The sequence below is a fragment of the Staphylococcus lugdunensis genome, from assembly GCF_001558775.1.
Classification (GTDB): Bacteria; Bacillota; Bacilli; order Staphylococcales; family Staphylococcaceae; genus Staphylococcus; species Staphylococcus lugdunensis.
This window is the reverse complement of the sequence record NZ_CP014022.1, coordinates 2,534,125-2,559,691: the sequence shown is the minus strand read 5'-3', so window position 1 is coordinate 2,559,691 and position 25,567 is coordinate 2,534,125. Positions and strand designations below refer to the sequence as shown.

At 37.1% G+C, this 25,567-nt stretch carries 17 protein-coding genes, 29 tRNA genes and 3 rRNA genes; 3 read left to right on the top strand and 46 right to left on the bottom strand.

The window, feature by feature from the left end; all coding sequences use genetic code 11:
- Nucleotides 1-185: 185 nt before the first annotated feature.
- On the bottom strand, nt 186-809 hold the full coding sequence (locus AL499_RS12145; protein ID WP_002492614.1) for a response regulator: 624 nt from the start codon (nt 807-809) through the stop codon (nt 186-188).
- A 21-nt stretch (nt 810-830) separates the two neighbouring features.
- Nucleotides 831-1,943 (bottom strand): GAF domain-containing sensor histidine kinase, encoded by a 1,113-nt coding sequence (locus tag AL499_RS12140; protein WP_002492606.1) that lies wholly within the window; start codon nt 1,941-1,943, stop codon nt 831-833.
- A gap of 167 nt (nt 1,944-2,110) precedes the next feature.
- Here AL499_RS12140 and AL499_RS12135 point away from each other — a divergent pair, with 167 nt between their 5' ends.
- On the top strand, nt 2,111-2,947 hold the full coding sequence (locus AL499_RS12135) for an RluA family pseudouridine synthase (protein WP_002477978.1): 837 nt from the start codon (nt 2,111-2,113) through the stop codon (nt 2,945-2,947).
- Nucleotides 2,948-3,011: 64 nt separating this feature from the next.
- On the opposite strand, the gene fumC is transcribed toward AL499_RS12135, so the two are convergent.
- The 44 genes from fumC to bcp form a co-directional block, all read right to left on the bottom strand.
- Nucleotides 3,012-4,397 (bottom strand): class II fumarate hydratase, encoded by a 1,386-nt coding sequence (gene fumC / locus AL499_RS12130; RefSeq protein ID WP_002492636.1) that lies wholly within the window; start codon nt 4,395-4,397, stop codon nt 3,012-3,014.
- A gap of 127 nt (nt 4,398-4,524) precedes the next feature.
- A complete protein-coding gene (locus AL499_RS12125; RefSeq protein WP_002458759.1) occupies nt 4,525-4,920 on the bottom strand; it encodes a hypothetical protein in 396 nt (131 codons plus the stop codon).
- A 172-nt stretch (nt 4,921-5,092) separates the two neighbouring features.
- A complete protein-coding gene (locus AL499_RS12600; protein ID WP_002458758.1) occupies nt 5,093-5,263 on the bottom strand; it encodes an SAS053 family DNA gyrase inhibitor in 171 nt (56 codons plus the stop codon).
- 39 nt (nt 5,264-5,302) lie between these two features.
- Complete coding sequence (locus tag AL499_RS12120; protein WP_002458757.1) at nt 5,303-5,902, bottom strand: 6-phosphogluconolactonase; 600 nt, start codon at nt 5,900-5,902, stop codon at nt 5,303-5,305.
- Between the two features lie 165 nt (nt 5,903-6,067).
- Nucleotides 6,068-6,538, bottom strand: coding sequence for a tRNA (uridine(34)/cytosine(34)/5-carboxymethylaminomethyluridine(34)-2'-O)-methyltransferase TrmL (gene trmL / locus AL499_RS12115; protein WP_002458756.1), 471 nt, complete (start codon nt 6,536-6,538; stop codon nt 6,068-6,070).
- A gap of 1 nt (nt 6,539) precedes the next feature.
- Nucleotides 6,540-7,682, bottom strand: coding sequence for a tRNA epoxyqueuosine(34) reductase QueG (gene queG, locus AL499_RS12110; protein ID WP_094449181.1), 1,143 nt, complete (start codon nt 7,680-7,682; stop codon nt 6,540-6,542).
- Nucleotides 7,683-8,139: 457 nt separating this feature from the next.
- Nucleotides 8,140-8,865 carry an amino acid ABC transporter ATP-binding protein gene (locus AL499_RS12105; protein WP_002477975.1) on the bottom strand — a complete coding sequence of 242 codons (726 nt, stop codon included), beginning with the start codon at nt 8,863-8,865 and terminating at the stop codon, nt 8,140-8,142.
- Entirely contained in the window at nt 8,858-10,315 is a 1,458-nt protein-coding gene (locus AL499_RS12100; RefSeq protein WP_002477974.1) for an ABC transporter substrate-binding protein/permease, read from the bottom strand. Before AL499_RS12100 ends, AL499_RS12105 begins: the two co-directional genes overlap by 8 nt.
- A 147-nt stretch (nt 10,316-10,462) precedes the next feature.
- Nucleotides 10,463-11,521, bottom strand: a complete 1,059-nt coding sequence (locus AL499_RS12095; RefSeq protein ID WP_002492602.1) for a PTS sugar transporter subunit IIC — start codon at nt 11,519-11,521, stop codon at nt 10,463-10,465.
- 616 nt (nt 11,522-12,137) lie between these two features.
- Nucleotides 12,138-12,221 (bottom strand) — tRNA-Leu (locus tag AL499_RS12090).
- A gap of 38 nt (nt 12,222-12,259) precedes the next feature.
- Nucleotides 12,260-12,334, bottom strand: a tRNA-Gly gene (locus AL499_RS12085).
- Nucleotides 12,335-12,347: 13 nt separating this feature from the next.
- Nucleotides 12,348-12,422 (bottom strand) — tRNA-Gly (locus AL499_RS12610).
- A 16-nt stretch (nt 12,423-12,438) separates the two neighbouring features.
- A tRNA-Gly gene (locus tag AL499_RS12080) sits at nt 12,439-12,513 on the bottom strand.
- 6 nt (nt 12,514-12,519) lie between these two features.
- Nucleotides 12,520-12,593 (bottom strand) — tRNA-Cys (locus AL499_RS12075).
- 5 nt (nt 12,594-12,598) lie between these two features.
- A tRNA-Gln gene (locus AL499_RS12070) sits at nt 12,599-12,670 on the bottom strand.
- A gap of 11 nt (nt 12,671-12,681) precedes the next feature.
- Nucleotides 12,682-12,754, bottom strand: a tRNA-His gene (locus tag AL499_RS12065).
- A gap of 2 nt (nt 12,755-12,756) precedes the next feature.
- Nucleotides 12,757-12,830: transfer RNA gene (locus AL499_RS12060), tRNA-Trp, on the bottom strand.
- Between the two features lie 11 nt (nt 12,831-12,841).
- Nucleotides 12,842-12,922 (bottom strand) — tRNA-Tyr (locus AL499_RS12055).
- A gap of 3 nt (nt 12,923-12,925) precedes the next feature.
- Nucleotides 12,926-13,001: transfer RNA gene (locus AL499_RS12050), tRNA-Thr, on the bottom strand.
- A gap of 10 nt (nt 13,002-13,011) precedes the next feature.
- Nucleotides 13,012-13,084, bottom strand: a tRNA-Phe gene (locus tag AL499_RS12045).
- A 14-nt stretch (nt 13,085-13,098) separates the two neighbouring features.
- A tRNA-Asp gene (locus AL499_RS12040) sits at nt 13,099-13,174 on the bottom strand.
- Nucleotides 13,175-13,184: 10 nt separating this feature from the next.
- A tRNA-Met gene (locus tag AL499_RS12035) sits at nt 13,185-13,258 on the bottom strand.
- 11 nt (nt 13,259-13,269) lie between these two features.
- Nucleotides 13,270-13,362: transfer RNA gene (locus AL499_RS12030), tRNA-Ser, on the bottom strand.
- A 35-nt stretch (nt 13,363-13,397) separates the two neighbouring features.
- A tRNA-Asp gene (locus AL499_RS12025) sits at nt 13,398-13,473 on the bottom strand.
- A gap of 10 nt (nt 13,474-13,483) precedes the next feature.
- A tRNA-Ser gene (locus AL499_RS12020) sits at nt 13,484-13,573 on the bottom strand.
- 9 nt (nt 13,574-13,582) lie between these two features.
- Nucleotides 13,583-13,656: transfer RNA gene (locus AL499_RS12015), tRNA-Ile, on the bottom strand.
- Between the two features lie 28 nt (nt 13,657-13,684).
- Nucleotides 13,685-13,758, bottom strand: a tRNA-Met gene (locus tag AL499_RS12010).
- 16 nt (nt 13,759-13,774) lie between these two features.
- A tRNA-Ala gene (locus AL499_RS12005) sits at nt 13,775-13,850 on the bottom strand.
- A gap of 43 nt (nt 13,851-13,893) precedes the next feature.
- A tRNA-Pro gene (locus tag AL499_RS12000) sits at nt 13,894-13,967 on the bottom strand.
- An 11-nt stretch (nt 13,968-13,978) separates the two neighbouring features.
- A tRNA-Arg gene (locus tag AL499_RS11995) sits at nt 13,979-14,052 on the bottom strand.
- Between the two features lie 22 nt (nt 14,053-14,074).
- Nucleotides 14,075-14,163: transfer RNA gene (locus AL499_RS11990), tRNA-Leu, on the bottom strand.
- Between the two features lie 7 nt (nt 14,164-14,170).
- A tRNA-Gly gene (locus AL499_RS11985) sits at nt 14,171-14,245 on the bottom strand.
- Nucleotides 14,246-14,248: 3 nt separating this feature from the next.
- A tRNA-Leu gene (locus tag AL499_RS11980) sits at nt 14,249-14,330 on the bottom strand.
- A gap of 7 nt (nt 14,331-14,337) precedes the next feature.
- A tRNA-Lys gene (locus AL499_RS11975) sits at nt 14,338-14,413 on the bottom strand.
- A gap of 13 nt (nt 14,414-14,426) precedes the next feature.
- Nucleotides 14,427-14,502, bottom strand: a tRNA-Thr gene (locus tag AL499_RS11970).
- Nucleotides 14,503-14,510: 8 nt separating this feature from the next.
- A tRNA-Val gene (locus AL499_RS11965) sits at nt 14,511-14,586 on the bottom strand.
- Nucleotides 14,587-14,596: 10 nt separating this feature from the next.
- Nucleotides 14,597-14,711: ribosomal RNA gene (rrf, locus tag AL499_RS11960) — 5S ribosomal RNA — on the bottom strand.
- Nucleotides 14,712-14,778: 67 nt separating this feature from the next.
- A 23S ribosomal RNA gene (locus AL499_RS11955) occupies nt 14,779-17,700 on the bottom strand.
- Nucleotides 17,701-18,110: 410 nt separating this feature from the next.
- Nucleotides 18,111-18,186, bottom strand: a tRNA-Ala gene (locus tag AL499_RS11950).
- Nucleotides 18,187-18,195: 9 nt separating this feature from the next.
- Nucleotides 18,196-18,272: transfer RNA gene (locus tag AL499_RS11945), tRNA-Ile, on the bottom strand.
- Nucleotides 18,273-18,362: 90 nt separating this feature from the next.
- Nucleotides 18,363-19,913, bottom strand: a 16S ribosomal RNA gene (locus tag AL499_RS11940).
- The 16S, 23S and 5S rRNA genes sit together here with 29 tRNA genes alongside, the layout of an rRNA operon.
- Before the next feature lie 1,025 nt (nt 19,914-20,938).
- Complete coding sequence (gene perR, locus AL499_RS11935) at nt 20,939-21,397, bottom strand: peroxide-responsive transcriptional repressor PerR (RefSeq protein WP_002461305.1); 459 nt, start codon at nt 21,395-21,397, stop codon at nt 20,939-20,941.
- Nucleotides 21,398-21,493: 96 nt separating this feature from the next.
- A complete protein-coding gene (locus tag AL499_RS11930) occupies nt 21,494-22,444 on the bottom strand; it encodes an NAD(P)-dependent oxidoreductase (protein ID WP_002492736.1) in 951 nt (316 codons plus the stop codon).
- A gap of 5 nt (nt 22,445-22,449) precedes the next feature.
- Entirely contained in the window at nt 22,450-22,905 is a 456-nt protein-coding gene (gene bcp / locus AL499_RS11925) for a thioredoxin-dependent thiol peroxidase (RefSeq protein ID WP_002461308.1), read from the bottom strand.
- 81 nt (nt 22,906-22,986) lie between these two features.
- On the opposite strand from bcp, the gene AL499_RS11920 reads away from it, so the two are divergent.
- Together AL499_RS11920 and AL499_RS11915 are read left to right on the top strand one after the other, a co-directional pair.
- Nucleotides 22,987-24,276: a glutamate-1-semialdehyde 2,1-aminomutase gene (locus tag AL499_RS11920; RefSeq protein ID WP_002492704.1), complete on the top strand. Its 1,290-nt coding sequence runs from the start codon at nt 22,987-22,989 to the stop codon at nt 24,274-24,276.
- A 76-nt stretch (nt 24,277-24,352) separates the two neighbouring features.
- Nucleotides 24,353-25,447, top strand: a complete 1,095-nt coding sequence (locus tag AL499_RS11915; RefSeq protein ID WP_002477970.1) for an FUSC family protein — start codon at nt 24,353-24,355, stop codon at nt 25,445-25,447.
- Nucleotides 25,448-25,567: the final 120 nt, after the last annotated feature.

The following is a 25,567-nucleotide window of genomic DNA, read 5'->3' as shown; positions in this document are numbered from 1 at the left end:
ACCTTTCTGTTAGGGAATCTTCTATAATTTTTTCCGGACACAAGAAATTGCAATAATACACATTTCTTGAAACACAAATTACATCTTAATATATTTTTCGCAAAATTAAAAGAGTGAATTTTACTTTACTGACTTTTTTTATAAAGACAAAATTATCTAAATAATCCAACACTTTGATTTCAGTATCAAATCAAGTTATTTTGCATAGCATAAATAGCAGCTTGAGTACGATCTGAGACTTGTAACTTATTAAAAATGTGACTAACATGCGTTTTTATTGTTTTTTCTGATACAAATAATGTTTCAGCAATCTCTCTGTTTGTTTTTCCTTTGACCATTTCTCGTAAAACGTCAATTTCTCGTTTTGATAATTTATTGGTATAATGCGGTTTTTTAGCCACAGCTTCCATTACAGTTTTGGCTTCTGGGTGAATAATGCGTTCACCTGCTAAAACACGTCGTATTGTTTCAATAAGCTTTGCTGGTTCTACATCTTTCATTTCATAGCCATCTGCACCCTTATTTATCGCAGAAATGACATGTTCGTCATCTACATAACTTGTTAATACCAGCACTTTGATGTCAGAATAGTTCTTTTTTAAAAATTCAGTCACCTCAATACCATTCATCTCAGGCATTACCAAATCTAATAAAACAATATCAGGTGCCTGGTTCTCACTTAAATAACTTATAAATGATGCACCATTCGCAAAGCTTTCAATGACATTGAATTCTTCAACTGTTGATAACAAAAATTCTAATCCTTGTCGGAAAATATGATGATCATCTACGAGTATGATATCCGCCACAGAGACAACTCCTTTGCGTAATTATGTTAATGGAATTTCAATATAAATTGCGGTTCCTTGTCCTACTTCTGCGTGTATTTCAATCTTGCCTTTCATTGAACCGACCCGCTGTTTTAAATTTTTCAAACCCAATGATTGATTATCAGTTACCTGAGTAACATCAAATCCTTTTCCTTGATCCACAATAGACATATAGAGCATGTCATTGTGCTGTTTAATAGTTACATCAACATCTTCTGTATTTGCATGTTTCTTGACATTATTCATCGCTTCTTGAGCAATACGATATATATTTTCCTCAATGGTATTAGGTAATTTAATCAAACCATCTACAGAGACATTTAAGTTTATTTGTAGTAGTTCACTATAGTGATATAATGCATGAACTAGTCCTTGCTCTAACCCAACTGGTTTCAATTGCCATATTAATGAACGCATTTCATTTACTGCTGATTGGCTGATATCTTCAATGGTTTGAAATGCTTTTTGGGCAGATTGATCCGTTGTCATGCCTTGGGCAGCATGAGCGGTAATCTTTAGAGAAAATAGCATCTGATTAACTGAATCATGTAAATCTCTAGCTAGTCGGTTACGCTCATTGACACGCGCACGTTCTTTTTCTTTGTTGGTAAGTAAGATACGTTTAATTGCAGAGCCAATTTGAAAAGCGACAGATTCTAAAAGTTCTAAATCATCATCACTATATGTATGTTTATGAGGAGCTGCAACATTAAGCAGCCCAAACTGTTCATCTCCTGATTTGAGTGGCACCGTTGCATGATGTGTGATGTCTTCTGTTTCATCGCTATAGGCTTGGGCGGCCAAATTTATACGCGAACAATTGATAATATTAGATGCCTTTGTCAGTTTATGATTATGATATGCACGTACACACCAACATGAACCTTCATGCATAAATTGACACTGCTCACGCTGTAAAGCACCAGGTAAATCCGAATCAGCAACCAATTCATGATGTCCACTGTCATCAATAAAGAAAATCCAACCAGTAGTAAACTGGCTGCCCTGCAATAAATAATGCAAAGCACCATTCATCATACTATACATTTCTGTTTCTTCATTTAAAAATTCCGCTATTTCTTTTAGCAATGCCAAACGAGAAGGTTGTGACATAAAATCTCTCCAATTACCAGCCATATTATTTATATTATACATGTGTGGTTTTAAATTTAAAAATAAATTTTATTGATCATTCTTGTAAAATGATGAAAATAAAACAGTTACACGTTATGTTATTCAAAAATTATGATAAGATGATAGAGAATGCGTAGGAGGATTCTATGAAATTTAAAATACCTGAAGATTATAACAACCTAACATTAAGAGAAATTTTTCAAACTTTAAAAGTTCCTAAAAAAGATTTACATCAGCTGAATATGTCAAAAGAAATTACGATTAACAACGCACCTGCTAGATTAAGTAATCAAGTCCATACCATGGATTGTGTTGAAATTCCTACTGATGAAGAAAAAAGTAATTATTTACCAAGTTATCGTTACGCTCAAATTTATTATGAAGATGATGATTTAGCTATCGTAATGAAACCAAAAGGCGTCAAAACGCATCCTAATGATCTAAAAGAAAGCAACACATTAATGAACCACATCATTTATACATTAGATAGTGAGTATGCTGAACCCATACATCGTTTAGATCAAGAAACAGTTGGGTTACTCATCATTGCTAAAAATCCACTTATGAAAAAAATTCTTGACCGAATGCTAGAGGACAATAAAATTACTCGAATCTACAAAGCAAACGTTAATGCACTATTGCCCATAAAACCTCAAACTATAGATATGCCAATAGGTAAAGATAAATTCCATCCCAATAAGCGTCGCATATCTAATACTGGACAACGTGCCATTACACATATACTTGCTTCCACAATGTTAAAAGAAGGTGTATGCCAGTTAGATATTAAGCTAGATACAGGACGCACACATCAAATTAGAGTACATTTAGCTGAAATAGGACACCCTGTTATTGGTGACCCTTTATATGGTGATTCAAAACTACGAAAATTAGAATTAAAAAGTTATCAAATTGATTTTGTCCATCCTTTAACTCAACAGTTTATATCAGTTAACTTAGATGACAATCCTATTACCAAATAAACATTGCGGCCTCAGTAACGATACTATGAGTTATTACTGAGGCTCAGCAATTTATTATTGCCTGTTAATGAGGATCAACCATGTTTTCAGGTTTTATCCATGTTTCAAATTGAGCTTCTGTAACATAACCAGAAGCAATTGCAGATTCTTTTAAGGTTAATCCTTCTTTATGCGCTTTTTTGGCAATTTGTGCTGCTTTTTCATAACCAATATGTGGATTTAAAGCAGTTACTAGCATTAATGATTGATTTAAATAATTATTAATATTTTCTTCGATTGGTTCGATACCTTTCGCACAGTTATCGTTAAAGGTTTGCATACCATCAGCTAATAAATAAATGGATTGTAGTGTGTTGTGTAAAATGACCGGTTTAAAGACATTCAATTCAAAATTACCTTGTGAGCTAGCAATACCTACAGTCGTATCATTGCCCATGACTTGAACTGCCACCATAGTTAACATTTCACATTGTGTTGGATTCACTTTACCTGGCATGATAGATGAACCTGGTTCATTTTCAGGGATAGCAATTTCTGCCAAACCAGCTCTAGGACCAGAGGCTAACCATCGAATATCATTAGCTATTTTCATCAAATCTGCAGCAAGTGCCTTTAATGAACCGTGCAATTGCACAACTTCATCATGTGATGTTAATGCATGAAATTTATTTTCAGATGATACAAATGGATATCCTGTGTTTGTCGCAATATATGTCGCCACTTTATCTCCAAATTGTGGGTGAGCATTAATACCAGTACCTACTGCAGTTCCACCAATCGCTAAATTTAATATGTGACATTTTGACTCTGCTAATAATGTCTCACACTTTTCTAGCATATAACGCCAACCACTTATTTCTTGTCCTAAACGAATAGGTGTTGCATCTTGTAGATGTGTCCGTCCAATTTTAATAATATGATTAAATGAATGTTCCTTTTCTTCAAAAGTGGTACGTAATTGCTGTAAAGCGGGAACAAGTTTGGTTTCAATTTCATGATAAAGTGCTACATGCATCGCAGTTGGAAATGTGTCATTAGAACTTTGTGATTTATTGACATCATCATTGGGATGAATCTGCTCATCGCTTTGTTGTTCTTGTAAATATTGATTAGCCACGTAACTTACTACTTCATTCACGTTCATATTACTTTGTGTACCACTGCCTGTTTGCCACACTACCAATGGAAAATGATTGTCTAAATTACCATTCAAAATCTGATCACACGCATACACAATGGCATTTGCTTTAGCATCACTTAACTTTCCTAATTCGTGATTAGCTAATGCAGCAGCACGTTTCAATTGCGCAAAGCCGTAAATCACTTCAATAGGCATTTGTTCTTTGCCAACTGGAAAGTTACGTTTACTACGTTCCGTTTGTGACCCCCAATACTTATCAGCAGGCACTTCTATTTCTCCAAATGTATCATGTTCAATTCGTACTGACATACGTGTATCTCCCCTTATCAATTGATTGTTTAACAGTAGTATAGCACTATTTAAAATCAAAGGGCAACGCGCAAATAAAACGTTTTCACTAAAATCCAATTAAGTATAGTTAATCGATATTATTTCTTTACTTAGTGTATTTATTTTTGACGGCTTGCACTGTTGCAAAAGCTGACATGATATATAAAATGACACTTAAAGTTAAGGTAATTGGACTGAATGAGATTAACAAGCCTAATATTCCATTGAAATTGCTATATAAATGATCAAGTGTGTAACATAGTATCCCCGTAACTAATAAAATGCACACAACACTAATCACTATGCCGATGCGATTACTCTTTAAAAAAGCAATTGCATTAACATCATCTACAAGTCCTTTAGATAAATTAAGCTGTAACTTCACAACTTTAAATAATATAGGTAAATATAAAGCTCCCAAAGCAATCGGGAAACCTTTAATTGAAATCAAACTAATAATTATCGTTAATATGATGATATGTAACCAATATTTGCTGAACATTCGCTTTCTCCTCTAAATGTTTTCTTCTAATTTTAGCATAAAATCTGACGTGCTTCAGATTAAATTAAAAAGGAACGAGATAAGTCATTTTGACTTTATAATCTCGTCCCTTTTAATTATATTATATAGTATTTACATCATAAGCATTCATTACAAATCATTTTGTTAGTCTTTATGAATTTGAAGACTTTGATGTATCATGCGATTGATTAACTTTTTCTTCGTCATTTTTCTCTGAGATGTGTTCCATTTCTTTGCCCAGCTCTTTTAAGTCTTCTAAATTTTCAACCATCGCATTCTCTTCCTCATGATAATTTAAACGACTCTTTTTTTCTTTTGACATTAAAATGACCTCACTATATTATTCATAATCGCTTTTACTTTAAGCAAACCGATCAGTAAAGTAATGACGTACATCTTCTGGCAAACCTTCAGCTGCCGCTTCGTCTAAAATAACCGTTACCATACGATGTGCTTTTAAATCAGCAGGTTCAAAATTAGATTTTCCATTTTCATTATACAGTTTTTCTACTACTTCTTTTTTATTATGTCCTGTAATGACTAAGATAATTTCTCTAGCATTTAACAATCCTTGACGTAGACTGATATTAAGGTTTCCTTGATCATCAATTGAAGCTACTTGTAATATTAGTTTCCCTTTATTATCTTTTGTTTTGATTTTATCAGAGATAAACGCTTCAGCATCTTGATCGTATGAGATAGGATAAATTTGACTCTCAGGAACCCCCAGCGCTTTGAAATATTCTTGATTTTGATCATAGTCAAGAATGTTAATTTGGCTGAAGTCAACCGCATGTTGGTCAACATTCTTTTTAAGCATATCAAGTACTGGTGATGCCTCTTTGTTTAAATGAAATCCAGCAATTGTAGTAGGATTATTGTTAAATTGTTTTCTAATGATATCTGCTGAATACTCTGCAACTTGATCTTTATTTTCAAATACTTTAAAGTTCATTGCCATTTTTTATTACACTCCTCAATTATAACTTTAATAAAAATTAATGATATTAATTGTATATTACCCTATCTAAGGCTATTAAAACTATGATATATCATCGCTTTTTAATATCAATATAAATATATCATTAAATTACAATGAAATAAATTAAGTCACTATTTCCCCTATTTATGACAAACCGTAAAATTTTTGTTGTCTTAATGCTTCATAAATAAGCAAAGCAGCTGTATTTGATAAATTTAAAGACCGTATATTACTGTTCATTGGAATTCGTAAGGCAGTGTCAGCATATTTTTCTTTTACCCATTGTGGCAATCCTGTAGTTTCACGGCCAAATATAAAATACAAATCGTCATCACGATCAGAGAAATCAAAATCACTATATGTTTTTTTACCAAATTTAGTTAGTAAAAAGTATTTACCTGAAGTTGTTTCAAAAAATGATTCAATACTTTCATGATAAGTAATATTTACAAATTTCCAATAATCTAAACCTGCACGTTTCAACATTTTATCATCAGTACTAAATCCGAGTGGTTTTATTAAATGTAAATGTGTGTCAGTGCCAGCACATGTACGAGCTATATTACCTGTATTAGCAGGTATTTCTGGTTGATATAAAACAATATGATTTGTCATTTTAATTTCTCCTCATTTCTAAACCTTTTATCATTTCTTGTTGTACTTCTTCAACTTCTTCAGCAAAATGTGCATCGATAAATGATTGCGCATTATAACCATCGATTTGTCCTATTGCCCAGTAAGCTGTTGCTCTTATCATTGGTCTTTTATCATTAAGTGCAACTTCTTTTAATTCGGGTAGTGCTTCTTTAGCTTTAAAATGTGCTAAGGCAATAATTGCATTTCTTTGAATAGGTTTCTTTCCTCGCCACGCACCAGCTAAATGTCCATAAGTATTTTTAAATTCTTTATTACTCATTTGTAATAATGGAATTAATCTTGGTTTTAAAATTTCTGGTTCTAGAATAATATCATCGTGTTCAGTATTGATCCCTTTATTTTTAGGACATACTTGTTGACACGTGTCACAACCATATAAACGATTCCCTATTTTATAACGATATTCATCAGCTAAATATCCTTTTGTTTGTGTTAAAAAGCTAATACACTTTTGACTATTTAGTTGTCCGTTACCAACTAGAGCACCTGTTGGGCAACGATCAACACAAATTGTACAATCACCACAACTATCTAAAATGGGATCATCTGGTTCACAAGGAATACTAACTAACATTTCTCCTAAATATGACCAAGTTCCTAATTCTGCATTAATAATAAAGCCATTTTTTCCAACAAAACCTAGACCTGCACGCTCAGCTACAGCTCTATCCGATAAAACACCTGTATCAACCATACTTTGGATTTCAACATCAGGCACTTTACTTTGAATAAATTCAGCTAATTTATCTAGTCTATTCCGCATAATTGTATGATAATCTTGTCCCCATGAAGCACGTGCAAACATACCTCTGCGATCACCACGTACACTTTTAGGCGCACCTTTTAATTTATTAGGATATCCGACAGCAATTGCGATGATAGAGCGCGCAGTAGGCAAGCTAAGTTTTGGTTCTGTTCTTAATGCTATATCAGATTCTTCAAATCCAGATGCGTAACCTTTTGCATGATAATCTTCTAATTTTTGCTTCAATTCATCAAATGGATCAGCTGTAGTAAAACCTATTTGATCAATTCCAATGCTGTGCGCAAATTGAATAATTTCTGTTTTTAAATGAGCTGTATTCAACTCTAAGCCTCCCATTGAAAATTTACATAAGTCATTTTACCACAACTTCACACTAACACTTGGATAAAAATTCACAAATGAAATTGAAATTGATAGAACTATAAATTTTTCATTAATCAAAATATGTTAATCTTTAAATTAAAATACAAGATGGGACGTAAAATCAAAAAAATAGCACAAAGATGGTTTTAAATAAATCAACTTTGCGCTTCTTTTATCTTCAATAATTTGTACTTGAAAAAACTATGCTTTATCTTAATCCACTTAATATAATAATGAAGAATCTGGAACATAATTATGTTTTTAACCTATGGCTAAATATTGGCAGTAGTTCAATGGATAGAAAATACGCTTATACCAAGCTTTTTTCTATCCTTGTCAACCTTACCAAAAGGCAGGATAGAATTTTATAATGAATTCTATCCTGCTACCTTCAACTTGTCAGAGACATCTATGTCACAATATCATTAGACTATGATAATACACGTGATAAGAAATTTTGAGTTCTTTGTTCTTTTGGATGTTCAAATATATCTTCAGGCTTGCCTGTTTCAACAACATAGCCATCAGCCATGAAGATAACTTTATCACTAACATCTTTCGCAAAACTCATTTCATGCGTTACTATAACCATTGTCATACCTTCTTTAGCTAAAGATTTTATGACTTTTAACACATCATTAACAACTTCTGGATCTAATGCAGATGTTGGTTCATCAAATAATATGACGTCTGGATGCATTGCCAAAGCTCTAGCAATTGCGACTCTTTGTTTTTGACCTCCAGAAAGTTGATTCGGATAATTTTCAGCTTTTTCCGCCAAACCAACTTTTTCTAATAAATTATGTGCTTCTTTTTTTAACGTGTCTAAATCACCTTTTTTTAATAATTTCGGTGCCATGTATATATTTTCAAGTACTGTTTTGTGTGGAAATAAGTTAAAACTTTGAAAAACCATTCCCATATTTTGGCGTAATTCATTTAAATTAACGTCTTTACTTGTTAATTCTTTTCCTTCAAAAATTACATGTCCATCTGTTGGTTGTTCAAGTAAATTCATACATCTTAACAATGTACTTTTACCGCTCCCTGATGGCCCAATAATGGATACAACTTCACCTTTATGAACCTCTAAATTTATATCTTTGAGTACTTCATTTTTATCAAACGACTTAATTAAATTTTTAATTTTAATCACTGGCCTTCATTCTCCCTTCAATTAAAGTCATAATTCTAGATAATGAGAATGTTAAAACAAAATATAATCCTGCAGCTAGTAGTAATGGTGTAAACGGATCAAATGATATGCCTTGAACAACTTGAGAATTAAACATAACCTCACTCACACCAATTGTTGATACGATTGATGACTCTTTAATCAATGTCACAAATTCATTTCCTAAAGCAGGTAAAATGTTTTTAATCGCTTGTGGCATAATGACATTTTTCATTGTTTGATTGTAATTTAAACCTAAACACTGAGCTGCCTCCGTTTGTCCTTTATCTACTGCATTGATACCAGCTCTAATAATTTCAGCAATATATGCTGATGAGTTAATAATTAAAGCGATTATCCCGCAAATAAATGCTGAAATATCTAATCCTAATGCAGCAGTAGTACCAAAGAACACAATGAATACTTGCACAAGTAATGGTGTTCCTCTAATTATTTCAATATAAGCAGCAGCTATCCACGAAATGATTTTAATTTTACTCAATTTTGCTAATGCAATTAGCGTTCCCAAAACTGCACCAATAATAACGCCAATAGCTGATAATATAATTGTATTGACTATACCTTTAACGAAGAAACTGCCATATTTAGTAAAAAAGTTACCATCATCTGACATTTCTTTAGAAGCTTTGTCCATATATTTATCAATTAAATTATGATCTTTGACATCTTTAATCGATTTATTGATATGTGCCATTACTTCTGGAGAATCTTTAGGTATAGCTATAACTGTTGACTTTTTATCCTCATTAAATTTCACAGATGCTAAAGTTAATTCTTTATTTTGCTTTAAATATGCTTCTGCTACTGGTTTCTCAATTACTACCGCATCTACTTTATGACTTTTTAAAGAAAGAATAGCATCTGGTAAACGCGTCAAAGAAGTGATACTTGCGTTTTCTATTTCAGTCTGTGCAATTTTTTCTTGCTCAGTAGATTTTTGAACAGCTATTTTTTTATTAGCTAAATCTTTTAATGAATGATACTTTTTAGCATCACTTTTCTTGACTAAAACCGTATTATTAGAATACATATATGGATCACTAAAATCGACTTCTTTTTTACGTTCAGGTGTTGAAGTCATTCCTGAAATGATGATATCAATTTTTCCTGTTTTTAATGCTCCCAATAAACTATCAAACTGCATATTTATAATTTTTAGTTTAAGATGGTTATCTTTAGCAATCTTTTTTGCAAGTTCAATATCTACACCAGCATATTCATTTTTTCCATTAACATTATGCTCAAATTCCATAGGTGCATAATCTGCTGATAAACCAACCTTTAGTTCTCCACTTTCTTTAATTTTCTCCCAATTTTTATCCTGTTCTGCATGTGCAATCGGTGTTATGTTGGCTATCGTTAAACCACATACTATGGCAACAACCATTAACAACTGTATTAACTTTTTCATGATTGCCCCTCCTTTTCGATGTTCATCATTATACATTTAAATAAATATATATGCAATAGCTTTTTTAAAAAAAGAGTACACAAAATGAAACAAATCATCTTGTGTACTCTTTTATATCTCTGTATATATGCTCTTTATAAGCAAATATTACTGCTTTGGAATTTCAAATCTATAAATATCGTTAGTATAACCAGGAATGAATTTTTTGCATAATTCATGTATAATAAATGCGCTAGCAAATGGTATGATAAAATAACCAAACGCTAATAAGATTATATTCATAGTTACATCGCCAGTCATACGATTTAATGCATTTATTGGCCCTACTAATCCTGTATAACCAAATCCTGCAGAAAGCGGTGTCCCTTTTATACCAATCGAATAAGCAATTACTCCACCAATTACGCCATTAATAGCTAAAGGAATCATAATGATAAGATGTTTTAAATAAACTGGTATCATCATTTTTGCTGCACCGATTAACAATACAATATTGACACCCGCTGAATTTACCCTTAATGAGCCAAATATGAAAGTTACGCAAGCTGCTACTATACCCATATTAGCCGCACCACTTCCCAAACCATCTAAACTAATAGCCGTTGCAATAGCTACTAAAGAAATCGGTGTAACCATTAATAATGAATACGTGACACAAATCAGAATAGACATCAGCAATGGATTAAGTTCAGTAAATGAATTAATCATATGACCTAATGCCTTAGTTATAGTTTGAACATACGGTAAAGTATACAAGCCAAATATACCGCTTAAAACAGGTATGGCAACAGGTAAAATAATCATCTCTAAAGATCCAAATTTATTCTGAAAAATTAAATATAAAAAACAAGCAACAATTACTACTAAAATAACATTAATTATATCGCCGATACCTTTTAAGGTAACCCCACTAGTTGTAATATGTATCGCACCAGAACCTAACATTGCAGAAGTTCCAATCAGCGTAGCACCAGCACCATTAAATTTAAATTGATGTGCTGCTAAAACACCTATTATAAATGCCATAAATGATTGTATAACAGTAACCAATTGAAAAATCATACCCAAAAATTGGTAATCATCCTTAAATAGCTTTAATAACTCCCCCAATAAGGCATTAGGCAACAGCGCAATAACTACTCCGGCCCCTACAGCATTCAATATATTACTAAAGAAACCTTTTACATTAACATGTTGTTTAGTCATTTCAAACCTCCAATAATTACATTAGATTAATAATATTATACTCATCGGCATTAAACAACCAAAATTTTCATTAATCGTAAAAAATCAAATATAGTGATATAAACAGGACCTCAATTCTAAGACTATAACGTCTTTATTAGCTAATTCAACAAAGATAATGACTGATTAACCAAATATTCCATTTCACTAGCAACTCTTAAAAATTACAATATCTTATTCCAATTTAGTATTACCTTTATAAAATTGTATATCTTGTACTAAGGTTTAATTACCTGTAAGTATCAATTTATAATGATTTCTCAAACTTTTTATAATATCTTTCTATCATATCTAAGTAAAAATTGATCAAAAGTTTTAGGTTTCCAATGATAATATAATTGCACAAGTCGAGGGAAAGCTACTAGTTACAATCCCGCTTAAAAATATGTAAAAAATTTTGTTACTACAAGTTTTGGCAAAGAATCATTACTACAGAAATATGCTCAACAGTTGGCTCTATTTCAATATATGGTCTATGAACTATCGTCGCAAAATAGCTTTATGACTTATTAGGATTTCATTTGAATTTTTCACATAATAAAAAACCTCTAAACACTACAATGTTTAGAGGTCAATATACCGGCGGTCGGGGTCGAACCGACACTCCAATAAAGGAACGGGATTTTGAGTCCCGCGCGTCTGCCAATTCCGCCACGCCGGCACAGTTATAAATAAAAAACTTCCTGTTGGAAGCAATATTGGAGCGGAAGATAGGATTTACACCTATATCTCATTCCGGGAAGGAATGTGTTCTAAAAGTTGAACTACTCCCGCATAAGTTTAAAAATGGAGCGGAAGATAGGATTTGCACCTATATCTCATTTCAGGAAGAAATGTATTCTAAGAGTTGAACTACTCCCGCATATAAGGTTTTAAATTGGAGCGGAAGATAGGATTTACACCTATACCTCATTCCGGGAAGGAATGTGTTCTAAAAGTTGAACTACTCCCGCATAACCTGGAGGCGGCAACCGGATTTGAACCGGTGATAAAGGTTTTGCAGACCTCTGCCTTACCACTTGGCTATGCCGCCAATAACTGGGCTAGCTGGATTCGAACCAGCGCGTGACGGAGTCAAAGTCCGTTGCCTTACCGCTTGGCTATAGCCCATTAATAATAAGGGCGGTTGAAGGGAATCGAACCCTCGAGTGTCGGAACCACAATCCGATGCGTTAACCACTTCGCCACAACCGCCATGGCAGGGGCAGTAGGAATCGAACCCACATCAAAGGTTTTGGAGACCTCTATTCTACCGTTGAACTATGCCCCTATTTAAAAATATGGAGGGGGGCAGATTCGAACTGCCGAACCCGAAGGAGCGGATTTACAGTCCGCCGCGTTTAGCCACTTCGCTACCCCTCCAAATGGCGCCGGCCAGAGGAATCGAACCCCCAACCTACTGATTACAAGTCAGTTGCTCTGCCAATTGAGCTAGGCCGGCTTGTATAAAATGGTTCAGGACAGAGTCGAACTGCCGACACATGGAGCTTCAATCCATTGCTCTACCAACTGAGCTACTGAACCATAATAAAAAGTAATGGCGGTCTCGACGGGAATCGAACCCGCGATCTCCTGCGTGACAGGCAGGCGTGTTAACCGCTACACTACGAGACCAAATAAATAATTGCGGGAGGCGGATTTGAACCACCGACCTTCGGGTTATGAGCCCGACGAGCTACCGAACTGCTCCATCCCGCGATAATAATAAATGGCGGAGGAAGAGGGATTCGAACCCCCGCGGGCCGTTAAGCCCCTGTCGGTTTTCAAGACCGATCCCTTCAGCCGGACTTGGGTATTCCTCCAATTATTATAAGTCTTACAATATATAATTTTAAAATGGCGGTCTCGACGGGAATCGAACCCGCGATCTCCTGCGTGACAGGCAGGCGTGTTAACCGCTACACTACGAGACCAAAATAAATACGGAGGAAGAGGGATTCGAACCCCCGCGAGCCGTTAAGCTCCTGTCGGTTTTCAAGACCGATCCCTTCAGCCGGACTTGGGTATTCCTCCAAAATTATATGGACCTTGCAGGACTCGAACCTGCGACCGAACGGTTATGAGCCGTTAGCTCTAACCAACTGAGCTAAAGGTCCTAAATATAATTCAATATTAATTAAATAGTGGCGGTGGAGGGGATCGAACCCCCGACCTCACGGGTATGAACCGTACGCTCTAGCCAGCTGAGCTACACCGCCTTTATTTAGTTTTATATGGTGGAGACTAGCGGGATCGAACCGCTGACCTCCTGCGTGCAAAGCAGGCGCTCTCCCAGCTGAGCTAAGCCCCCATATAAATATTATCTTACTTTATCAATTATTATCTTTTTTATATCGGGAAGACAGGATTCGAACCTACGACCCCTTGGTCCCAAACCAAGTGCTCTACCAAGCTGAGCTACTTCCCGTTATAAGTAAGCGCGCCCGATAGGAGTCGAACCCATAACCTCTTGATCCGTAGTCAAACGCTCTATCCAGTTGAGCTACGGGCGCATAGTGATAATAAGGATATTGATGGTGCCGAGGACCGGAATCGAACCGGTACGGTGATCTCTCACCGCAGGATTTTAAGTCCTGTGCGTCTGCCAGTTCCGCCACCCCGGCAAAATAATGGAGCAGAAGACGGGATTCGAACCCGCGACCCCAACCTTGGCAAGGTTGTATTCTACCGCTGAACTACTTCTGCATATGCGGGTGAAGGGAGTCGAACCCCCACGCCGTAAGGCGCTAGATCCTAAGTCTAGTGCGTCTGCCAATTCCGCCACACCCGCGTATAAATGGTGAGCCATAGAGGATTCGAACCTCTGACCCTCTGATTAAAAGTCAGATGCTCTACCAACTGAGCTAATGGCTCTATTAAGTTAAAATGGTGCCGGCCAGAGGAATCGAACCCCCAACCTACTGATTACAAGTCAGTTGCTCTGCCAATTGAGCTAGGCCGGCTATTAAAATGGTGGAGAATGACGGGTTCGAACCGCCGACCCTCTGCTTGTAAGGCAGATGCTCTCCCAGCTGAGCTAATTCTCCAATATAACTTGCCTGGCAACGTCCTACTCTAGCGGAACGTAAGTCCGACTACCATCGGCGCTAAGGAGCTTAACTTCTGTGTTCGGCATGGGAACAGGTGTGACCTCCTTGCCATTATCACCAGACAAGTGAATGTTATACATTCAAAACTAGATAGTAAGTAAAATTGATTTTGCGTCGCAAAACATATATTTGATTAAGTCTTCGATCGATTAGTATTCGTCAGCTCCACGTGTCGCCACGCTTCCACCTCGAACCTATTAACCTCATCATCTTTGAGGGATCTTATAACCGAAGTTGGGAAATCTCATCTTGAGGGGGGCTTCATGCTTAGATGCTTTCAGCACTTATCCCGTCCATACATAGCTACCCAGCTATGCCGTTGGCACGACAACTGGTACACCAGAGGTATGTCCATCCCGGTCCTCTCGTACTAAGGACAGCTCCTCTCAAATTTCCTACGCCCACGACGGATAGGGACCGAACTGTCTCACGACGTTCTGAACCCAGCTCGCGTACCGCTTTAATGGGCGAACAGCCCAACCCTTGGGACCGACTACAGCCCCAGGATGCGATGAGCCGACATCGAGGTGCCAAACCTCCCCGTCGATGTGAACTCTTGGGGGAGATAAGCCTGTTATCCCCGGGGTAGCTTTTATCCGTTGAGCGATGGCCCTTCCATGCGGAACCACCGGATCACTAAGTCCGTCTTTCGACCCTGCTCGACTTGTAGGTCTCGCAGTCAAGCTCCCTTATGCCTTTACACTCTATGAATGATTTCCAACCATTCTGAGGGAACCTTTGAGCGCCTCCGTTACCTTTTAGGAGGCGACCGCCCCAGTCAAACTGCCCGCCTGACACTGTCTCCCACCACGATAAGTGGTGCGGGTTAGAAAGCCAACACAGCTAGGGTAGTATCCCACCAGCGCCTCCACGTAAGCTAGCGCTCACGTTTCAATGGCTCCTACCTATCCTGTACAAGCTGTGCCGAATTTCAATATCAGGCTACAGTAAAGCTCCACGGGGTCTTTCCGTCCTGTCGCGGGTAACCTGCATCTTCACAGGTACTATGATTTCACCGAGTCTCTCGTTGAGACAGTGCCCAAATCGTTACGCCTTTCGTGCGGGTCGGAACTTACCCGACAAGGAATTTCGCTACCTTAGGACCGTTATAGTTACGGCCGCCGTTTACTGGGGCTTCGATTCGTAGCTTCGCAGAAGCTAACCACTCCTCTTAACCTTCCAGCACCGGGCAGGCGTCAGCCCCTATACATCACCTTACGGTTTAGCAGAGACCTGTGTTTTTGATAAACAGTCGCTTGGGCCTATTCACTGCGGCTCTTCTGGGCTTGCACCCTAAAGAGCACCCCTTCTCCCGAAGTTACGGGGTCATTTTGCCGAGTTCCTTAACGAGAGTTCGCTCGCTCACCTTAGAATTCTCATCTTGACTACCTGTGTCGGTTTGCGGTACGGGCACCTGTTATCTATCTAGAGGCTTTTCTTGGCAGTGTGAAATCAACGACTCAAGGAAACAATTTCCTCTCCCCATCACAGCTTGACCTTATGAGTGCCGGATTTACCTAACACTCAGTCTCACTGCTTAGACGTACAATCCAATCGTACGCTTCGCCTATCCTACTGTGTCCCCCCATCGATTAAAACGATACTAGGTGGTACAGGAATATCAACCTGTTATCCATCGCCTACGCCTGTCGGCCTCAGCTTAGGACCCGACTAACCCAGAGCGGACGAGCCTTCCTCTGGAAACCTTAGTCAATCGGTGGACGGGATTCTCACCCGTCTTTCGCTACTCACACCGGCATTCTCACTTCTAAGCGCTCCACATGTCCTTGCGATCATGCTTCAACGCCCTTAGAACGCTCTCCTACCATTGTCCAAAGGACAATCCACAGCTTCGGTAATATGTTTAGCCCCGGTACATTTTCGGCGCAGTGTCACTCGACTAGTGAGCTATTACGCACTCTTTAAATGATGGCTGCTTCTAAGCCAACATCCTAGTTGTCTGGGCAACGCCACATCCTTTTCCACTTAACATATATTTTGGGACCTTAGCTGGTGGTCTGGGCTGTTTCCCTTTCGAACACGGACCTTATCACCCATGTTCTGACTCCCAAGTTAAATTAATTGGCATTCGGAGTTTGTCTGAATTCGGTAACCCGAGAGGGGCCCCTCGTCCAAACAGTGCTCTACCTCCAATAATCATCACTTGAGGCTAGCCCTAAAGCTATTTCGGAGAGAACCAGCTATCTCCAAGTTCGATTGGAATTTCTCCGCTACCCTCAGTTCATCCGCTCACTTTTCAACGTAAGTCGGTTCGGTCCTCCATTCAGTGTTACCTGAACTTCAACCTGACCAAGGGTAGATCACCTGGTTTCGGGTCTACGACCAAATACTCAACGCCCTATTCAGACTCGCTTTCGCTACGGCTCCACATTTCCTGCTTAACCTTGCATCAAATCGTAACTCGCCGGTTCATTCTACAAAAGGCACGCCATCACCCATTAACGGGCTCTGACTACTTGTAAGCACACGGTTTCAAGTTCTCTTTCACTCCCCTTCCGGGGTACTTTTCACCTTTCCCTCACGGTACTGGTTCACTATCGGTCACTAGAGAGTATTTAGCCTTAGGAGATGGTCCTCCCAGATTCCGACGGAATTTCACGTGCTCCGTCGTACTCAGGATCCACTCAAGAGAGAATATATTTTCAACTACAGGATTATTACCTTCTTTGATTCATCTTTCCAGATGATTCGTCTAATATATTCCTTTGTAACTCCGTATAGAGTGTCCTACAACCCCAATAAGCAAGCTTATTGGTTTGGGCTCTTCCCGTTTCGCTCGCCGCTACTCAGGGAATCGATTTTTCTTTCTCTTCCTCCGGGTACTAAGATGTTTCAGTTCTCCGGGTCTGCCTTCTAACATGCTATGTATTCACATGTCGATAACACAACATAACTTGTGCTGGGTTTCCCCATTCGGAAATCTCTGGATCAATGCTTACTTACAGCTACCCAAAGCATATCGTCGTTAGTAACGTCCTTCATCGGCTTCTAGTGCCAAGGCATCCACCGTGCGCCCTTAATAACTTAATCTTCCACACTGCGCTTTAAGTCAATCGCATTCATATGGCTTCGTTTCACCATTTTAAATGCTCATTTACATTAGTAAACTGCGCTTCAAAATGGTTCAACTCATTATCTGAAAACGATTTCTTTTAAAGCTCATTCATTTTGAGTCAAACGCTCGCATGCTTTGTTGTTTCATCATTTCTAATGCTCATTTACATTAGTAAACTGCGCTTAGAAATGCTTCAAAGCCTCGCCTGACAAACGTTTTCTTTCAAAATTATATAAGTGTGTATGTGTTATTAATCTTGTGAGTGTTCTTTCGAACACTAGCGATTATTTCTTATGAATTCAAGCTTATTTAAAACTCTAATTCACTCGGTTTTGCTTGGTAAAATCTAATTTACTTACTTATCTAGTTTTCAATGTACAAATAATGGTGGAGACTAGCGGGATCGAACCGCTGACCTCCTGCGTGCAAAGCAGGCGCTCTCCCAGCTGAGCTAAGCCCCCAATTTTTAATGGTGGGCCTAAGTGGACTCGAACCACCGACCTCACGCTTATCAGGCGTGCGCTCTAACCAGCTGAGCTATAGGCCCATTAAAAATTGAATATAAACATTCAAAACTGAATACAATATGTCACGCTATTCCGCATCTTCGTAGAAGATGTTCCGAATATATCCTTAGAAAGGAGGTGATCCAGCCGCACCTTCCGATACGGCTACCTTGTTACGACTTCACCCCAATCATTTGTCCCACCTTCGACGGCTAGCTCCGAATGGTTACTCCACCGGCTTCGGGTGTTACAAACTCTCGTGGTGTGACGGGCGGTGTGTACAAGACCCGGGAACGTATTCACCGTAGCATGCTGATCTACGATTACTAGCGATTCCAGCTTCATGTAGTCGAGTTGCAGACTACAATCCGAACTGAGAACAACTTTATGGGATTTGCTTGACCTCGCGGTTTCGCTGCCCTTTGTATTGTCCATTGTAGCACGTGTGTAGCCCAAATCATAAGGGGCATGATGATTTGACGTCATCCCCACCTTCCTCCGGTTTGTCACCGGCAGTCAACTTAGAGTGCCCAACTAAATGATGGCAACTAAGCTTAAGGGTTGCGCTCGTTGCGGGACTTAACCCAACATCTCACGACACGAGCTGACGACAACCATGCACCACCTGTCACTTTGTCCCCCGAAGGGGAAGACTCTATCTCTAGAGCGGTCAAAGGATGTCAAGATTTGGTAAGGTTCTTCGCGTTGCTTCGAATTAAACCACATGCTCCACCGCTTGTGCGGGTCCCCGTCAATTCCTTTGAGTTTCAACCTTGCGGTCGTACTCCCCAGGCGGAGTGCTTAATGCGTTAGCTGCAGCACTAAGGGGCGGAAACCCCCTAACACTTAGCACTCATCGTTTACGGCGTGGACTACCAGGGTATCTAATCCTGTTTGATCCCCACGCTTTCGCACATCAGCGTCAGTTACAGACCAGAAAGTCGCCTTCGCCACTGGTGTTCCTCCATATCTCTGCGCATTTCACCGCTACACATGGAATTCCACTTTCCTCTTCTGCACTCAAGTTTTCCAGTTTCCAATGACCCTCCACGGTTGAGCCGTGGGCTTTCACATCAGACTTAAAAAACCGCCTACGCGCGCTTTACGCCCAATAATTCCGGATAACGCTTGCCACCTACGTATTACCGCGGCTGCTGGCACGTAGTTAGCCGTGGCTTTCTGATTAGGTACCGTCAAGACGTGCACAGTTACTTACACGTTTGTTCTTCCCTAATAACAGAGTTTTACGATCCTAAGACCTTCATCACTCACGCGGCGTTGCTCCGTCAGGCTTTCGCCCATTGCGGAAGATTCCCTACTGCTGCCTCCCGTAGGAGTCTGGACCGTGTCTCAGTTCCAGTGTGGCCGATCACCCTCTCAGGTCGGCTACGTATCGTTGCCTTGGTGAGCCGTTACCTCACCAACTAGCTAATACGGCGCGGGTCCATCTATAAGTGATAGCAAAACCATCTTTCACTATTGAACCATGCGGTTCAACATATTGTCCGGTATTAGCTCCGGTTTCCCGAAGTTGTCCCAGTCTTATAGGTAGGTTACCCACGTGTTACTCACCCGTCCGCCGCTAACGTCAAAGGAGCAAGCTCCTTATCTGTTCGCTCGACTTGCATGTATTAGGCACGCCGCCAGCGTTCATCCTGAGCCAGGATCAAACTCTCCATAAAAAATTATGATGTTTGATTAGCTCATAAATACTAATTAAATCTTTGTAACGTTTCGTTACATTATTGGAATTAACGTTGACATATTGTCATTCAGTTTTCAATGTTCAAATTTTTTACTTACATTTTATTATTGTATCGAAATAAACAATCTGTGTCAATATTTTTTGGCTCAATTGACTTTGTTTAAATCAACAATCAATATGTTATATTGTTTTGATCTAAAGTTCAATAGTCAAAATTACACTTTCTTAACATCATATTAAAATTGTTAAGAAGCAACATTGCTATCTATCGTATTTTGACGACTTTTTAATAATATCAATTAAAGACATCTACGTCAATTATTAATATCAGTAATTTTTGTTTACTTTTTCTTCAGAAGAGTATTAATCTAACCAAAATGTATAATAGCTATTTTTTACAACTTGCTAAATTTGATATTATCCTCTTTTTAGAGCTTAGTGTTAGTTGAAAGTATTAAAACTAAGGTTTCTATTAAATACTCACACAAATTGAGTCATGTATAGATTTTATAAGTAAAGAACTTCGTTTATTTAGTTACGTGACGCTGGTTAAATAATACGAAAATTCTTTGGTTAATCAAGCTTTTAAATGTAAAGTCACATATAAATACGCCTTATTTGGGCGAGACACTTGAGGGAAAAGACAGGGTCCCCAACAATAAAAATGTGAAGCGTATTTCAGCAAGCAAAGTAAGTCGAATTCCCAAGCAAAGAAAAACTGACTAAAATAGTTTTTCTAACAAAGCAAGCTTGGCTAGCTGAATCTATCGCCTATGCAAGCGAACCAATAATACAAGTATTATTAACAAAGAAGCCAGTAAATGAAGTTACAAAACCCTCATTTACTGGCTAAATTTTTAGGATATAAGTCCCAGCTGTTCTATCTTTGTTAAAAGTCATTTTAATTATATATAACAACTACTTATGTGATAAACACTGCTCAGTTATCAGTTTAACCATTGAAAGTATTCATCAAGCTATTTTGTCCGCCATATATAAATCTTATTGATTGGTTTCACTTTCTTTACATTCTTTACAAATGCCATAGATTTCCATTCTATGATGCGTAACATCAAAATCTGTCACATGCTGCGCTAACTGTTCTACCTCATCTAGTTGTGGATAATGAAAGTCAACGATTTTTCCACATTTTTCACAAATAACATGGTAATGGTTGTGTGTATTAAAATCAAAACGACTAGAAGCATCACCATATGTTAGCTCTTTAACTAGACCTATATTTTTAAACACTCTTAAATTATTATATATCGTTGCAACACTGATATTAGGAAAATCTGGTGAAAGTGCTTGGTAAATTTCATCGGCAGTTGGATGTGTATGTGAAGAAATTAGATAACGAATGATAGCTTGTCTTTGAGGTGTAATTCGCACACCTGCTTTTCTCAGCTCTGTAATTGATTCTTCCAATTCATGATCAATTGATTCTATATCTGCACTCATAATTTCACCATCTTTCTATTTAATAATTATTATTACTTAATATTAATATAACTTTATATAGTTAAAAAAGTCAATTGTTTATCTCTTCTTCTAAGGTTAATACCCATTCTTAGCATTAACAGTATTCTCAATTAGTTTTCCATTATTGAGAAAATGATCTAAATTTCGTTCAAATATCTTTGTTGCATCTATTTTATTATTGTAATCATTGCCAGTAATGTGTGCAGTGATAGTTACATTATCTAAATCATATAATGGATGGTCAGCTGATAAAGGCTCATGTTCGAAAACGTCTAAATATGCGTGTCTTATCAAATTATTCTCCATTACCTCTAACAAATCATTTTCTTTTATTATGGTTCCTCTGCCAACATTAATAAATAATGCATTATCTTTCATATACTCAAAATGTTTCCGCTTCAATAAATGATATGTTTCTTCAGTTTCGGGAAGCGTATTTATAATAATGTCAGCTTTGTTTATTACATTATATAATTCTGTGATTACATAAATATCATCAAAGTAATCAACTAAACTATTTGATCGATTAATACCTATTATTTCAGGATTAAACGGTCTTAATAATTGTGCTGCTGCTTGCGCAATAGCACCTGTCCCTAGAAATAATATGGTTGAGCCACTAACTCTTTTACCAGTGATTGTAGAATCATATATATGATGGCGTTGATTATAATAAGATTTACGCATATTTTTATAATCATCCAAGATAAATGTAACAATATACTCGGCTAATTGTTTAGCTTGAACACCTCTTGTATTTGTCAGTTGAATGCCTCGTTGAAGTATATAGTTCAATGGAAGAGAATTAACCCCTGTTGCATACCAAGCAATCCATTTTAAATTGGGACAGCTTTCTAAAAAGGACTGATCTACTTGTCCATCATAGCCAATTAAGATGTCAATATTCTGTCGTTCCTCTTCTGGTATATCGGCTGCTTGTGCATAAAATTGAAATTCAATTTGTTGGTATTTATTAACTAAATGTTGCTCTAGTTTACCCAAGCGCTTCAATCCTACTACTTTCAACTTAATCACCCCAAAATATTTTTTAATTCAGCCATTTGATTTTTGACTTTAACCTTTTCAATAACATCTAATATGATACCTTGCTCATCAATAATAAACGTTGTTCTTACAATCCCCATACTTTCCTTTCCAAAAGATTTTTTTAACTGATAAACACCTACTTCTTTCGCAAGTTCATAGTCTTTATCTACGAGTAAATCAAAATTCAAATGATGTTTATTTATGAAATTACGGTGTTTTTGCTCACTATCTCCACTAATTCCAAATACTTGTATATCTAAATCATTAAAAAAAGCTAAATTGTCACGAAAATCACAAGCTTCTGTTGTACACGTTGGCGTATTATCTCTTGGGTAAAAATAAAGTACTGCCTTTTGACCTTTTAAATCTTTATTTGAAATGCTTACTCCATTCTGGTTTTTCAATGAAAAATGTGGGAAACGTTGTCCTTTTTCTAACATTTAATCACCTATTCTTTTTTTAGTTATTATTTATGATACGATATTAGTTGAAAATATTAAATTAAAAGAGGTTGATAGAACATGAAATTCACAGAAAGTGAACGACTTCAGAAGTTATCAAATGAATATATTTTAGGTGGCGTAAACTCACCTTCTCGTTCCTACAAAGCAGTAGGAGGTGGCGCACCAGTTGTAATGAAAGAAGGTCATGGCGCATATTTGTATGATGTAGATGGCAATAAATTCATTGATTATCTTCAAGCCTATGGACCAATTATCACTGGACATGCACATCCACATATTACTGAAGCTATACAGGATCAAGCTGCAAAAGGCGTGCTTTATGGTACACCTACAGAATTAGAGATTGAATTTAGTAAAAAATTACGTGAAGCTATTCCATCTCTTGAAAAAATACGTTTCGTTAATTCTGGCACTGAAGCTGTGATGACGACAATTCGTGTCGCTCGTGCTTACACTAAACGAGATAAAATAATTAAGTTTGCCGGTTCTTATCACGGTCATTCTGATCTCGTTTTAGTTGCTGCAGGAAGTGGCCCTTCTCAACTAGGTTCTCCTGATTCTGCTGGAGTGCCAGAGAGTGTTGCAAAAGAAGTTATAACCGTGCCTTTTAATGACATTGATTCATATAAAGAAGCAATGTCGCATTGGGGTGATCAAATCGCTGCTGTATTAGTCGAACCAATTGTGGGTAATTTTGGTATGGTTGAACCGCAACCTGGCTTTTTAGAAGAAGTGAATAAAATCACACATGATTATGGAGCTTTAGTTATCTATGATGAGGTTATTACAGCATTTCGCTTCCATTATGGAGCCGCACAAGATTTACTTAACGTATATCCCGATTTAACTGCATTTGGTAAAATCATTGGTGGTGGGTTACCGATTGGAGGATACGGTGGTCGACAAGACATTATGGAACACGTCGCACCATTAGGACCGGCTTACCAAGCAGGTACAATGGCAGGGAATCCTTTATCAATGCGTGCAGGTATTGCTCTATTGGAAGTTCTAGAACAAGATGGTGTTTATGAAAAACTTGATCGTCTAGGTAAACGCTTAGAAGATGGCTTATTAAAACTCATCGATAAGCACGATATTACAGCTACTATTAATCGTGTTTATGGTTCACTAACACTATATTTTACGAACGAAAAAATAACGCATTATGAGCAAGTCGAAAGATCAGATGGTGAAGCATTTGGTAAATTCTTCAAATTAATGCTTAATCAAGGTATTAATTTAGCTCCATCTAAATTTGAAGCATGGTTCCTAACTACTGAACATACTGAAGAAGATATTGACAAGACATTAGAAGCAGCTGATTATGCCTTTAGTCAAATGAAATAAACTTGAAAATTAATCCTCGTCAGTGTATAACATATATAACTCATATTTAATATATAAAAATAAAGGAGTATGACCTTTGAAGCTAGGAGCCCGTATCTTAAAGACAGGTATTGCCATAATACTTGCCCTATTCATCACTTCTTTTTTACCTAATGACGTTGGATTTAAATCTGTCGCTGGTATCAGTGCAGTTGTTGCAATGCAACCCAATATCCATCGTTCTGTTAAGACAATTTCTGAGCAAGCTATGGGAAACTTTATTGGTGCATTGCTGGCAGTCATAGTGGTAGTAGTTTTTGGTAAAAATATTGTTATTATGGGCATTACCGTTATCTTATTAATCGCTATTTTATATAAAATCAACTTGGCACACGTTGCTACACTTGCAAGTGTGACTGCCTTAATTATCATGGGACAACATACTGGTTCATTTTATGTGGCAGCTACTTTTAGATTTATATTAGTAATGATAGGTGTGTTAAGTGCATCAATAGTAAATCTTATTTTCTTACCACCAAAATTCGAAACTAAAATTTATCATTATTCCGTAAAATTAACATCTGACATTTTTGTATGGTTTAGATTGGTACTAAATGACACTTCAGATTATCATCAAATTAAACAAGATAATGATCAAATAAAAACACGCTTAAATAGGCTTGAACAAATATATGATTACTATAATGAAGAACGACCACTTACGAAAAAACATGTATTTCAACAGAATAGAAAGAAAATCCTTTTCAAGGAAGTGGTTAGTACCACACGGCAAGCGTATGAAGTGTTAAACCGAATGACACGGTATCAAAATGATTTGCATAATTTAAATTATAATTTAATCTTTCAAATTAAACTTGAAATTGATGCATTAATTGAATATCACGAACAAATTTTGCGTAGTTTATCGAAAAAGGCACGCTATAATATTGAGCATGTTGAAAATAATATTATTAATCCTCAAAAGAAAGATTTAATGCTCGCATTTCAACAGGAATTAATTCAAAACCCCTATCAAACAAAATATTCTTATTCTAATTTAATGCAGATTATCGCTGCGATTGAAGAGTATCGATATCATTTAGAGCATCTAGATCGTCTCAGATTAAGCTATTTTACGTATCATCGTACTGATGCGGATATTGACATAGTTGATGAAGACTTTGATGTATAAATGAAGATACGCTTTAACAATATAAATTAAGCATTTTAAAATTTATTTACTAACGTTTTAACTATTTAAATATTTTCTATTCAAAGAAAATGGCAATTTCTATTACAAATGTAGAAATTG

Coding starts and splice junctions, on each gene's coding strand:
- AL499_RS12140 (WP_002492606.1), bottom strand. CDS start 1,943: ATGTCACAACCTTCTCGTTTGGCATTGCTAAAAGAAATAGCGGAATTT.
- AL499_RS12135 (WP_002477978.1), top strand. CDS start 2,111: ATGAAATTTAAAATACCTGAAGATTATAACAACCTAACATTAAGAGAA.
- fumC (WP_002492636.1), bottom strand. CDS start 4,397: ATGTCAGTACGAATTGAACATGATACATTTGGAGAAATAGAAGTGCCT.
- AL499_RS12125 (WP_002458759.1), bottom strand. CDS start 4,920: ATGTTCAGCAAATATTGGTTACATATCATCATATTAACGATAATTATT.
- AL499_RS12600 (WP_002458758.1), bottom strand. CDS start 5,263: ATGTCAAAAGAAAAAAAGAGTCGTTTAAATTATCATGAGGAAGAGAAT.
- AL499_RS12120 (WP_002458757.1), bottom strand. CDS start 5,902: ATGGCAATGAACTTTAAAGTATTTGAAAATAAAGATCAAGTTGCAGAG.
- trmL (WP_002458756.1), bottom strand. CDS start 6,538: ATGACAAATCATATTGTTTTATATCAACCAGAAATACCTGCTAATACA.
- queG (WP_094449181.1), bottom strand. CDS start 7,682: ATGGGAGGCTTAGAGTTGAATACAGCTCATTTAAAAACAGAAATTATT.
- AL499_RS12100 (WP_002477974.1), bottom strand. CDS start 10,315: ATGAAAAAGTTAATACAGTTGTTAATGGTTGTTGCCATAGTATGTGGT.
- AL499_RS12095 (WP_002492602.1), bottom strand. CDS start 11,521: ATGACTAAACAACATGTTAATGTAAAAGGTTTCTTTAGTAATATATTG.
- perR (WP_002461305.1), bottom strand. CDS start 21,397: ATGAGTGCAGATATAGAATCAATTGATCATGAATTGGAAGAATCAATT.
- bcp (WP_002461308.1), bottom strand. CDS start 22,905: ATGTTAGAAAAAGGACAACGTTTCCCACATTTTTCATTGAAAAACCAG.
- AL499_RS11920 (WP_002492704.1), top strand. CDS start 22,987: ATGAAATTCACAGAAAGTGAACGACTTCAGAAGTTATCAAATGAATAT.